Annotated in this window: 8 protein-coding genes; 4 read left to right on the forward strand and 4 right to left on the reverse strand. The window is 60.6% G+C overall.

Annotation, left to right across the window (positions count from 1 at the left end; genetic code table 11):
- Positions 1-62: 62 nt before the first annotated feature.
- Positions 63-986 carry a carbon-nitrogen hydrolase family protein gene (locus J3P86_RS14965; RefSeq protein WP_434630549.1) on the reverse strand — a complete coding sequence of 308 codons (924 nt, stop codon included), beginning with the start codon at positions 984-986 and terminating at the stop codon, positions 63-65.
- An 84-nt stretch (positions 987-1,070) separates the two neighbouring features.
- Here J3P86_RS14965 and J3P86_RS14970 point away from each other — a divergent pair, with 84 nt between their 5' ends.
- Positions 1,071-1,979: a LysR family transcriptional regulator gene (locus J3P86_RS14970; RefSeq protein ID WP_434698308.1), complete on the forward strand. Its 909-nt coding sequence runs from the start codon at positions 1,071-1,073 to the stop codon at positions 1,977-1,979.
- A gap of 2 nt (positions 1,980-1,981) precedes the next feature.
- On the opposite strand, the gene J3P86_RS14975 is transcribed toward J3P86_RS14970, so the two are convergent.
- Positions 1,982-2,236 (reverse strand): hypothetical protein, encoded by a 255-nt coding sequence (locus tag J3P86_RS14975; protein ID WP_003181187.1) that lies wholly within the window; start codon positions 2,234-2,236, stop codon positions 1,982-1,984.
- Between the two features lie 161 nt (positions 2,237-2,397).
- Between J3P86_RS14975 and J3P86_RS14980 the strand changes: the two genes are divergently transcribed.
- Positions 2,398-2,715 (forward strand): DUF883 family protein, encoded by a 318-nt coding sequence (locus J3P86_RS14980; protein ID WP_434573816.1) that lies wholly within the window; start codon positions 2,398-2,400, stop codon positions 2,713-2,715.
- A 17-nt stretch (positions 2,716-2,732) separates the two neighbouring features.
- Here J3P86_RS14980 and J3P86_RS14985 read toward each other — a convergent pair whose 3' ends face one another.
- On the reverse strand, positions 2,733-3,764 hold the full coding sequence (locus J3P86_RS14985; RefSeq protein WP_434698309.1) for an Ldh family oxidoreductase: 1,032 nt from the start codon (positions 3,762-3,764) through the stop codon (positions 2,733-2,735).
- A gap of 226 nt (positions 3,765-3,990) precedes the next feature.
- Here J3P86_RS14985 and J3P86_RS14990 point away from each other — a divergent pair, with 226 nt between their 5' ends.
- Together J3P86_RS14990 and J3P86_RS14995 are read left to right on the forward strand one after the other, a co-directional pair.
- Positions 3,991-8,790 (forward strand): dermonecrotic toxin domain-containing protein, encoded by a 4,800-nt coding sequence (locus J3P86_RS14990; protein ID WP_434698310.1) that lies wholly within the window; start codon positions 3,991-3,993, stop codon positions 8,788-8,790.
- 179 nt (positions 8,791-8,969) lie between these two features.
- Entirely contained in the window at positions 8,970-9,971 is a 1,002-nt protein-coding gene (locus tag J3P86_RS14995; RefSeq protein WP_434698311.1) for a FecR family protein, read from the forward strand.
- A 49-nt stretch (positions 9,972-10,020) separates the two neighbouring features.
- On the opposite strand, the gene pvdQ is transcribed toward J3P86_RS14995, so the two are convergent.
- Positions 10,021-12,369: a bifunctional acylase PvdQ gene (pvdQ, locus tag J3P86_RS15000; RefSeq protein ID WP_434698312.1), complete on the reverse strand. Its 2,349-nt coding sequence runs from the start codon at positions 12,367-12,369 to the stop codon at positions 10,021-10,023.
- Positions 12,370-12,456 lie beyond the last annotated feature (87 nt).

Below are 12,456 nucleotides of genomic sequence, written 5' to 3' on the forward strand. Positions count from 1 at the left end.
CTTTTTATCAGTAATTTTTTATCTAGCTGGTTTTCGCAATAAGGTGCAGCCTTCCTGGTGAATCATGCAGTAAACCGCACACCCGGCCTGGCGCGCTCATCCACCACCAGCTCGAATACATCGGGCCGGGCGTAGTGCCCGACCACGTCATAGTCGTAACGCGCCCGCACCAGCTCATCGGTATCGATTTCAGCAGTCAGCAATCCGACGGAGCCCCTCAACGGCCCGGCCAGCACGTCGCCCATGGGTCCGACAATCACGCTGCCGCCCGCGATCAACGGCCGCTCCGCCGGCCAGTTCGCCACCTCGATACCCAGCTCTGCCGGCGAGGCCTGGACCTGGCAGGCACTGACCACGAAGCAACGCCCTTCATGAGCGATATGCCGCATGCTCACCTGCCACATTTCCCGCTCATCCACCGTCGGCGCGCACCAGACGTCCACGCCCTTGGCATACATCGCGGTGCGCAGCAGCGGCATCATGTTTTCCCAGCACACCGCCGCGCCCACGCGCCCAACCTGGCTGTCGATCACCGGTAACGTCGAACCGTCACCCTTGCCCCAGATCAGCCGCTCAGTGCCGGTGGGCATCAGTTTGCGATGCCTGGCGACCAGGCCGGCGTCCGGTTCAAAGTACAGCGCGGTGCAGTACAGCGTATTGCCGGCGCGCTCGATGACGCCCAACACCAGGCTTGCCCCGGTTCGCGCCGAAAGACCCGCCAGCGCCTCGGTTTCCGCACCGGGCACGTCGATGGCGTTGGCAAAGTAGCGGGCAAACGCTTCGCGCCCTTCCGGTAGCCGATAGCCGAGCTGGGTGCCAAATGTCTCGCCCTTGGGATAGCCGCCCAACAGCGCCTCGGGCATGACCACCAGGCGTGCACCGGCCTCACGAATAGCGTCTTCGTAGGAAAGAATCTGCGCGAGGGTTTCGCCTTTGCCGCCTGGCAGCGAGCCGATCTGCAAGGCAGCCACAATGGATTTGGGCATGGTCTTCAACTCCGTGATTTCAAGTGTTGCTGATTCTCAGGCGCCGACGGATCATGAATAAAGCCCTGCCCGCTGCTAAAAGATATGAAGCACATGAATATCGCCGATGTAGACCTGAACCTGCTGAAGACCTTCGAAGCCCTGCACGACGAATCCAGTGCAAGCCGCGCCGCCCTGCGCCTGGGCGTCACTCAATCGGCCATCAGCGCGGCGCTGCGCAGGCTGCGAAGCGTGTACGACGATCAGTTGTTCGTGCGCACCGGCCGCGGCCTGGCGCCGACATTGCGGGCCAACCAACTGAAACCGGTGATCAGCGAAGCGTTGGACAAATGCCGCCAGAGCCTGGCGATGATCGATCCGGGCGCCAGCCACTACGAGGGCCGCTCAGTCATCGTCGGGCTGTCGGATGATTTTGAAATTGCCTATGGCCGGCGATTGATCGAGGAAGTTGCGCGAAGAGCGCCGGGCCTGCGCTTGATCTTTCGCCAGACCCACAGCCAGATCGTCGGTCGCGCCTTGATGGAGCGCAGCCTGGACGTGGCGATTACAGCGGGAGGATTTACCGAGCGGCTGCTCAGTCGCCAAGTCCTCGGCGAAGGCGGCTACGCCTGCCTGGTGGACCCTGCCAGCCTGACGGAGGACCAGCAGGGCCTGAGCCTGGAAGCGTTCGTGGCGCGCGAGCATCTGCTGGTTTCATCGGGCGGTTTCATCGGCATCACTGATGAAGGACTGGCCGCACTCGACCTGCGCCGACGGGTGAGCGCCTCGACCACTCACTTCGCCGCGCTGCCGTTCCTGCTCAAGGGCAGCCAGGCCGTGGCGACCATTCCGGACCATGCCGCCACGGCCATTGCGGCGCTCAGCGGCCTGTCGCTGTTGCCCTGCCCGCTGGCGTTGCCGCGCTACCCGATCGAGCTAGGGTGGCGGACCCATGCGCAGCGGGATCCGGCCGTGGAGAAAGTGCGCGAGGCCATTGTCGCGACCTTCAACTGAGGTTATTTGTTCGCGGCCATCAGTCGATTGACCTCACTGCGCACCATATTGGCGTACTCCGGAGGCGACATGCCGTCCAGCTCGGCGCGCACCCACTCGGCCCATTTGCCCTTGCGCTTGGAGCGTTCGCCAAACAACCGCGCAGCGTCACCCTTGGCCTTGCCCAGATTGTTTTGCCACAGCTCGAAAAGTCGGGATTTTTCATCTTCCAGCGCCGCACGCTCGGCCAGGGGCTTGTCAGCCAGATTGAAACTCATGGGGAATTTCCTGTTGCGTAAATAGGCGCCATCTTACACCTTGCACAGAAACGTCTTAACCATGATTTTTGCCAGCGGCCCTGGGCCATGCCAACTGCTGCAACTTTTGCCCAAGCGCAACACTCCATTGTTCACTGCCATCAACCTCAAGGAGTACTTCAATGGCTCGCACAAGCGCCGCGCAAGCGAACGGAGAGCAAATCAAGGATCAAGCCTTCAGCGAACTGAAAGCATTGATTGAAGAGTCGGAGAAGCTGCTCAAGAGCGGTGCCGCCCTGGTTGGCGAGGACGCGGAGAACCTGCGCGAGCAGATTTCACAGAAACTGCGCCAAGCCCTGGATTCGGTCGCCAGCGCACGGGAGCGCACGCGCCCGATGGTTGATGCCACGCAAGCCTATATCGGCGGCCATCCCTGGCAGACCGTAGCGATTTCCGCGGGTTTCGGGCTCGTGGTGGGCTTGTTGCTGGGACGCCGTTAAGCCCCAGCCAAAAAAGCCTATAGCCCCGCCAACTCGCGCAGTTGGCCCAGCGTCTGCTCGTCCAGCACAATCCCCTGTTCGATGGACTTGCTGCGCTCACGGTGTCGGCGATCCCCTGGCAACCGACGCAATCCGACACCGTGCATCTGCCTGACCAATTCTTCGCTGCGTGAAGCGAAATCCTGGCCGGCGGCCTTGCTCGGATCGATCACGATCAACAACTGTCCGGTCCAGGGAGTCTTGGCTCCGGGATGGTTGTGCCAGTCGAACTCGAACGAAAAGTTGCCCCCCGTCAGCGCGGCCGCCAGCAGTTCCACCATCATCGACAAGGCCGACCCTTTGTGACCGCCAAACGGCAGTAGCGCGCCGCCCTCCAGAATCGCCTTCGGATCACAGGTCGGCTGACCGAGACTGTCCACCCCCATGCCGGGAGGCAATCGCTCACCTTTGCGCGCGGCAATCTGCACGTCACCATGGGCGATGGCGCTGGTAGCGAGGTCGAAAACAATCGGCTCGCCGCCGTTGCGTGGGGCGGCGAAAGCAATGGGATTGGTACCGAACAATGGCCGATCCGCGCCATGGGGCACCACACAGGTCATGCTGTTGACCACGCTCAAGGCCACCAGGCCTTCATAGGCGAACGGCTCGACATCCGGCCACAGCGCGGCGAAGTGGTGAGAGTTGCGTATCGCCAGCACCGCGATACCGGCGCTGCGAGCCTTGTCCACCAGCAATGGGCGGGCGGCGGCCAGGGCGGGCTGGGCAAAGCCGTTGCAGGCATCGACCCGGACGAACCCGGACGCAACATCCTCGACGATCGGCACGGCCTGGCCGTTGACCCAGCCGCTGTTCAACGTCGAAACATACCCGGGCATGCGAAACACCCCATGGCTGTGGGCGCCATCGCGTTCGGCGCCGGCGCAGTTCTCGGCCAGGGTGCGGGCGACATCGATCGAGGTGCCATGGCGCAGGAAAATCTGCTCCAGCAAACTCACCAACGCTTCATAGGACAATGTGCAAGGACCGGCAGGATCGGGTAGCGCGGGCATCTGAAGCTCCAGAATGATTATTGGAGGTAGCAACAGCGTGAAGAGGCGAGCTCGCTGATTACCGCTTCACGGCCGCCATGTCAACCGTGCAACGCCCGCGCCATGGTCCGACAGGCCTGCAGCTTGCGTGCGGTAACTATGTACCACCTTCGCCCGTTCCTCGTTGCCTACTCTGGCCCCTCACTGATGGCCGTATCGCCTTGAGGCGCCTGATCGAGAAGCAACGATGACTAGTGCAAACCCGCCCCTGCTATTTCCTGAAATATTCAAAGCCCGGCGCCTGAATGAATTGACCGCGCCCCACGGGTTGACCCAGGCAGATCTTGACTGGCTGCATCACGCTGCCCTGCCCAACTACACGCAACGCGGCGAGCAGTCACCCGCAATGACGATCGAAACAATTACCCTGGATGTCCAGGGCAAACCCTTGATCCCGCTCGCCGGTTGCCTGGTGCTCAGCGCGCAGGGCGATCACCCTGCGTTCCTCTATACACCGTACGGCGGCATCGCAAAGTTCGATAGCCCGGAGACCCTCGAGCACAGGCTTGATGAAATGCTGGCGACACCGCTGGAACGGGATGAGCTGTTTTGCCTCCTTTCGCTCTCCCAGCGCAACGAACTCTATGGCGCATCCTTTCAGAAAACCCGCCGAACAGTCTACGGAGATCCGCTCGAGACACGATTGGCATCGATCAGCAATGCCCAGGAACTCAACGCCCAGGCAATGGTGCATGAGTTGCTCCAAGTTCCGTCGTTGGCAGCGATGCTTGACCAGGTATTGCAGGAGCTGTTGGACAACTTCGATCATAAGCAGGCACGCGTCTCGCTCAGTCTCATCAAGGGCGCGGACGTCCCGTTACAGCAGTGGACCCGGAACATGCCACTGAGTGATGCAGTGCTGATCTACTTCCATCATCAAGGCTGGCCTGACGGATACGAGGCGGCTTTCACTCACCCCTCCACCGAGGAATCGCCCGCAAACGCCTTGCACTGGCAGACCATGGTAAAGCTCACCGCAAGGAATCTGGTGCGCCACCTCACTGATCGCCTCGAGGCCTACTGGGACGCTGCGAGTCCCCTGAACATTTCACGGCGACAGTTTCTGTCCCGTGTCATCGACGACAAGCTACGGTCAGCGATCGTTATCGAAGGCGAAAAAGGCCAACTGACAGAAGCACAAAGCAGCGAGCTGCATCGTCTGTTCCGGCCATCTCGCCACGACGAGAGGCTGATGTTCATCGAAACGATTCGCCTCTGGGAACATGAAACCCATAGCGTCGAACTGGCGGGCTCGTTGATGATCAGCGCGAATGGGCACTACCTTTACACCCCTGGCAAAGGCATTCAGCAAGTTGACCATCATCTGGGCTTCAGGGATACGTTGCTGGGCCCGCCCACCGCGGCCCCGCAAATGGACGCCCTTTATAGACTGCTGAGCCTTGAGGAACGCAACCGTCTTCTGCGCTTCGACGCTCCGCAGGTCTCCGGCAAGGAGGTGAGCTTGCCCGTAGCCGAGTCCCTGGGCCAGGCGATCATTGCCAAACAGCTGGACAATATTCATTTCGCACTGGAAATGTCCCGCCAGGGCGAGGTCGATATCCATGCGCTGCTGGACAAGGCGCTCGATATACGCACCCTGATCGACAACGGCCTGCTCGACCAGAAGGTCGACGGACACTGGGGCGCGCGCGCTGCGTTTTATGGAAACCTGCGCCCCTCCAATTTCATCGCCGATGTGCTGCACAGAAAGCTCAAGACCTATGACAGTGTGCAAAAAGCTTTCGATAGCGAGTTCACTGAGTTACCCCATTCAAGCGAATCGGAGCTCCTCGACAGCGAGCTGAGGAAGCTGCTTCCCAAGCTATGCAGCACTTTTTCCCTGGGCATCCGGGAGGAGGCTGAGCTGCGGCAGCTCAACGGGACGCTGTCGACCGACGCCCACAAGCTCATCAACAGCGTGTTTGCCTTCGACGCAAACTACCCCGACCGCGAACAACGCCCCAGCGTCAAAGGTTTCCGCCCGGACGTATATTCGCTGAAGTTGACCTGCACAACGGAAGGCGCCACGACCGCCGTTTCTCCAGCCAGTTGCTTCCTGCTGACCGAGCGTGGCGGGCTGGATACGCCTTTTTCCGGCATGGCAATCCTGTGGCTCCCCACATGCGGACTCAAGGTTTTTCCGTCCGTCGCCCTTGCCAGCCAACAGTTGAATCAATACCTGTCCAACGCCCGGTCGCGTTTCGATGTGCTGACCAATCTCACGCCCGCGCAACGGAATCCCCATGCCCGCTACCAGCTCGAGGCATTTGAACTGATCGAAGGCAATGTGCTGATGAATCGGATGACTTCGTTCAGCGAACACTTTGCGGCCGAACACGCGTATTTGCGTGCATTACAGATAGGTGACTGGCGACTGACCGAACCGGCAATGCTCGAAAGCCTGAAAGCACTGTTGGACAAGGGCGCCGCTACCAACCTGCCAGTTGCCGAGCGCATCGCCCATGCCTACCGGTTCCAGCAAAAGCTTCCCGCCTGGTTGGGTGCCGCCTCGCTCGAGGACCAACGACAGCACATCGAACTGCTTGAACAATATCGAAACAGCGTAACCGAGGACAAAGACTACCTGGACGGCATAGAACCTCTACGTAACTACGTCGACAGAACCTTGAAGGCGCTGTTGGAAACACGTTTTCCCGATACGGGCCTTGACCCTGCCACACTGCTGATTTCGCCCCATCTTGCGCTGGCAGGCCCGGCAAGCAGCCTGACCGATTTCGCCCTGAATCATCTCGACAGTCGCCAGCGACCCGGCTTCACGATTTCGTCGATGCTCTCGCAAAAACTACCCAACCACTTGAACGAAGCCGCTCTCAGGCAAATGTTGCTGTCGTTGGGTACGTCAACCCGCTACAGGGCGCATGTGCTGGACAAGCTGTCCGACAGCGCAGAGGGCATAGAGCAAAGGAAAAGTCGATTTTATCAACAACTACCCTGGCAACTGCTGCAACACGCCCACGCCAGATATTTGCAACAGAATCTCTCTCCGTTTGCCTTCAGCTTGATCAGCCAAGTGTTCGATATGCCGGACAGCATCGCCCGGCTGGAAGCAGACGGGGCCGAGGCAATCATCCGCCCGATGGAACTGATCAAGACGCAAGGCGCCGAAGCCGTCAAGGCTACCGGGCTCTATCTGATCGGGTCGAGTGTCGATGCAAAAGCCCCGCATATCCTGTATTCCCCTTACCACGAAGGGAATGTTTTCACCGAGTTCGAGAACGAAACGAAGGTCATCGCTGCAGTCAATGCGCCAGGGGTGCTTCAGGACATGCTGATTCACCGGCTCCCCGAAAGCCAGCAAGCCACGTTCCGAAATCTGTTCGCGTCCACGGCAGGAAAACTCTCGGAGATAACCCTGGCTTCGAACCCGATTGCCAACCTGCTCGGTACGTTGTTCAACGACAACACCTCATTACTGGCAGGCATGCTGAAAACCCACACCGATGGCACGCGCCAGTTCGACTGGCAAACCGTGGTGCATTTGTTCAGTACCGGCATCAAGGCCCTTGGCCGGGAACTGCCTGGCAAACTGGCGTTGATCGAGACTCTCAAAGATGCCTATGAGGATTTCAAGGCGTCTTCCGAGGATTTCCAGCAGGGCAATTGGGGGGCAGGCTTGCATGATTTCATCTGTGGCGCAGCGGAAATGGTCTCCCTGGGCTGGCTCAATCGGGACGATACCTTCGGCCTGCTCGATCCGGTGGGTCCCGCCGCCCTGCCTCGCCCCGCGGTAAAAGCATCTCACTGGCAGCACCTGACCAGCGCAGCGCGTACAGACCTGCAGCCATTCGAAGCCCTCAAGGTCAGCCTGGCCGACCTCAAGAAACACCCGTTCGATGGAACCTACGAAGCCCTGGCGTCCGGCAAGCACTACGCACCGGTGTTCGGCAAAGTCTTTCAGGTAGCAAAAGCTGCCCATGACTGGCGCATCACCCATGGCCACGCCGAGGGGCCAGTGCTCAAGCGCTCGTCTGAGTCCGGGCAGTGGTTGATCGATCCAGACTCGCGGCACATTCGCTACGGAAAAGTGATGTCAACCTTGACTGATATGCATAGCGACTTCAACGCGAAGGAAGTCATCAATATTGAAGCACGGGGTATGAAGCAGATACGCCGGATGTCCCCCTCCCGCGCGAACATGATCGAGCAAGCCCTGGAAACGGCACGGCATTACTCCCGCAACGCGCTGCAAAATCTTGAGCAGGTCAAAGGCGGCATGCCTGCCGGGTCCCGACTGGACACCTTCCTGACGACTTTTCTCGGCGTCAGGGTGATCGACGCGCGCCTTGTAGAAAAAATACACACCGCCATCGCCCCGATCTGCCAGACGCTGGCGGATCCGTTGTGGCTTCATAAAAACGGCAGTCGCATCGTTATCGGCATCGCCAAAAGCGCCAACTATGATGCGAGTGCCTTCGTATTCGAGGCCGGCAAGGGCGGCAGGATTTATCTCACCCAAGAGTTTTTCGCCATGGTGCCGCATTGGTACAACAGTGCCGTGCCCGATACATTCAATGTCGACGCGCACGCCCAAGGCTCAACCTTCATTCATGAACTGTCCCATCTGCTGTGCGACACACTGGATATCGTCTACCTGGGCGCCTACTTACCATTCCACGACCTCATTTCAACAGTGACTCAACTGGCACAAAAAAAAGCCGATGAACAAAAGGACCTGCAACTCAACGGTTTTTCGTGGACCACGCCGCGCGCTCGCCTGTTCACGGATTGGGACCGTGCAACCCACTCGTTCAAGAGCCTCGACCTCCTGCCCAAGCACAAAGATACCGTCAGAAAAATCCTGCAAATCACCAGCAGTGCAAATCTGGAGCAAGCCCGCGACGCATTTCTGGACCTGAACTCAGCGGATCGACGGATCGACGTCATGTTTAAAAATGCCGACTCTATAGCGCTGCTCATTTGTGAGCTGGGGCGACAATTGGATCCGCCTCCGGTGGCTACGCCATAGCATCATCGCTGGAACGCGTTTGATCTTTTTTTCACGCCGTTTGTGCGACGGTACGGCCATACGGGGCAACGCCCGGCTTTATCACATGAAAAACAAGGGTATTTGATGCTTAATCGCCATGTCGGTTGTTCTCGGCAGCTGCCGTCGAAGGTTAGAATGCGGCAAACCAGGAACAGCCAATGACCGAACGAATACTCTCGGAAGCCGAATACGACGCCATCAGCGATGCGGCCGCGCATTGGTGCATGCGTTTGCACGCTGATGACTGCACCGATGCCGACCGATTGGCGTTCAAGCAATGGCATGACGCCGACCCTCTGCACGCTTTCGAATACCAGGCCATGCTGGAAATCTGGGGCGTGGCCGAGCATCTGCCGCGTGTCGAATCCGCGCCGACCCTGCCAGCCCGGCGGCCACGGCCGCGCTGGAGCCGTCTGGCTGTCGCCGCCGCGGTGATCGCGCTGGGCTTGCCCTTGGCCGCGATTACCGGTTGGAACATGGGGTGGCTACCTGACTCGTACCAGCGCCTGGAAGCCGGCGCGAGCGTACGTCATGTCACGCTGGGCGATGGCAGCCAGGTGGAGCTCAACCTTGGCAGCGAACTGGTGTTCGCCAACTACAAGCATGAGCGTCGGGTCACGCTGAAAAAAGGCGAGGCGTTCTTCGATGTCAGTCACGACACCCGGCATCCTTTCGTCGTTCGGGCGGGCCAGGGCCAGGTGCGTGTGACAGGCACCCGTTTCAACGTGTGGATGTATCAGGACCAGGTTCGGGTCACATTGGTGGAAGGCTCGGTATGGGTGACCAGCAACATGAACGCCACTGCGGGCGGCTCGCAACTGTCACCGGGAATGCAGGCAAGCTACAAGGCGGGCGACTACCAGCCGCAGGTACGCGAGATCGAACCCGGCGACAGCTCCCTGGCCTGGCGCAACGGCAAGCTGGTGCTGAATGACCTGGCCCTTTCCGACGCACTGCCATTGATCAATCGCTACCTCGAACGTCCCGTCATGCTGGCCGACCATGCTACCGGCACCCTGCGTGTCGGCGGCATCTACAACCTCAACGAAGTGAAGAACCTCGTGCCCTCGCTGCCCAAGGTCCTGCCGATCTATCTGACCCAGAACCAGGACGGCAACCTGGTCCTCAATTCCATCGGTCATCATCCGGCCAAACATTAAAAAAGCCGCGCCCATTCGGGTCGCGGCTTTTCTTCACGACAAAGCTGCCTTACTGCGTCGCGACCCTGCCCGCCTCATCACGCTCGCGGATGACCTTGGCCTGGTAGTTCGGATCGGCCTTGATCTGCTGCTCGGTAAAGGGCAGCGTGCTCCACTGCCGCTTCGAGAATGCCTGGGTCTGGTCCGCCGAGTAAGGCGAGGCCGGGTCACTGGAAATGGAAAACGCCAGCAGTCCCTGGGCCTGCGGGCCGCTGCCATCGAATGTCACCACTTGCAGATAGCTGGTGCCGCTGACCACTTCCCGCTTGCCGTTCGCCCCCGGCACACTCTGGATCGCGTTATAGATTCCCAGCTCCGCCGGGCCGCCGTGGATCGGCGTCTGCCGACCGCCCTGGCTGGCAACCTGGACGTCCCGCCAGCGGCTGTCCGCTGACAGCCCCGCCGATTTCACCGACTCCCGTGAAGCCAGCATGGCCTGGCGCAGCGCCTCGGCCACCGCAGGCCGCTCGATTGCCAGGCCCCGCGGAGTGTGTTGCGGATCGTTCGGATCGAACGCGACGCGCCAGGTATCAGGCACGGCTTGCAGCGTTTTCATGATCTGCTGGAAATGCACGAAGCCGACGCCGCTGTCCAGGCTCGCCGTGCGATCCCAGGCCTTCAGGCGGGTGCATACTTCAGTCAGAGCGGCGGCATCAGCCTTCAGGTCCCCGGCGCAGAAGGCCAGCAGGTCCGGCATCAACTGTTCCGCCAGGTAAACCTGGTCGTCCATGACCATGCGCTGCAACTCATCCACTTGCACCGGCCCGTCTTTGCCAAACTGGCCCAGTCGATCCAGCGCGAAACGTGCGCGCAACCCCAGCGGTTGGTCCTGCTGGCTGATCAGTGGCGAATAACCGGACAAGGGCTGAGCGGGATTGACCATCCAGGCCGAATCGTTGGAGTTCTGCACGTAATCACGACGCGACAACTGCGGCAGTTTGTCGGCGGCATAGATGCCCTTTTGCGCGGCCTTGGGGTCCACGCTCCAGTTGCATTCGCTGCGCGAGCCATCCAGCACGATCAGTTTCAGCCCGGCCCTCGGATCACTGCACCGCGCCAGCTTGGCCGCGTCAACGTTGGGCACCACCGAAACGTTCATGTAGAGACTTTGTCCCTGGTCGTCCACCGCCAGAGTATTGACCCAGGGAATTCCGTGGATCCGCTGGACCGACGCCTGCAGATCCTTGAGCGTGACGGCCTGATTCATGGCGTACCACTGCGCCAGCACGCGATCGTTCTCCAGGTTCGCGTCCCGCAGGCTGTAGGCGAAGCGGTTGTCCCAGTCCAGCTTGCCAGGCCATTGCACAACCGGCCCGAATTGCGAGCCGTACACCACCCGCGAAACCGGCTTGACCTGCCCGCCGGCCTGCTTGACGTCCACCGTGACCACCTGTTGGCTCATCGGCACTGACTTGCCGTCCAGCAGATAGCGGGTCGGGTCCTTCGGGTCGAGCTGCAAGCGGTACAGGGTGAAATGCTTGGAGGTGTCGACGGTATGGGTCCAGGCCAGGTGCTGGCTGAAACCGATATTGATCATCGGCAAGCCGGGCAACGCGGCGCCCATGACATCCAGCTTGCCGGGAATGGTCAGGTGCATCTGATAAAAGCGCATGCCGCCCACCCAGGGGAAATGGGGATTGGCGAGTAACATGCCGCGACCGTTGAACGAACGTTCGCTGCCGATTGCCACGGCGTTGCTGCCGCGGTCGAGGGCGAAGCGCTGCTGGCGGGTCGCGGCGACCTCGAAGCCGGACATCGAGGTGTCGGCCTGTGTGGTCGCCTTGGGCGGCTGCGCGCCCGCCACGGCCTCGGCGAACTGGCCGACGCCACCTTCCACCAACAGGCGCCGGGTCAGCTTGACCAGGTCCAGCGCCGTGATTGGCCGCACCCATTCGCTGGCGCACTGTGCGGGCAAGCCCTGTGCCTTGCGCTCGGCCAGTGCGCGGTTGTAACCGGCCACGTAGCCTTCGACCAGTTGCTGCACCTGGGGCGTCTGGGCCTGCCAGAAACCGGATACGGCCTGAGGCGTGTTGAGCCAGCTGAAGAACAGGTCGCTGGCCCGGTTGGACCGCTGCTCCAGGGTGACCTGTTCGGGGCCGAAGTAACGCGAGCGCTGGCCGTTGACCGTCACGATCTCATTGGCCAGCAGGCAAAGATTATCCTGCGCATACGCGTACCCGATGCCGTAGCCCAATCCACGCTCATCCTGGGCGCGTATGTGCGGCACGCCAAAACTGGTGCGGCGAATCTCGGCGGTGGCCTGCTCCACCTCTCCTCGCGCGCTGACAACGGTACTGACACCCAGGGCCATCCCCAGCAACGCACCCGCAAGGCAAAACCTCGATAACTGCCCGGACATTCTCACGCTCACTCCTGATCGAAAACCAATACGCCTCCCTTGGGAACGAACCGGATGAAAAAAATTTAACCGCAGACAGCCGCCTGA

The organism is Pseudomonas sp. D1-1 (genome assembly GCF_051132225.1).
Classification (GTDB): domain Bacteria; phylum Pseudomonadota; class Gammaproteobacteria; order Pseudomonadales; family Pseudomonadaceae; genus Aquipseudomonas.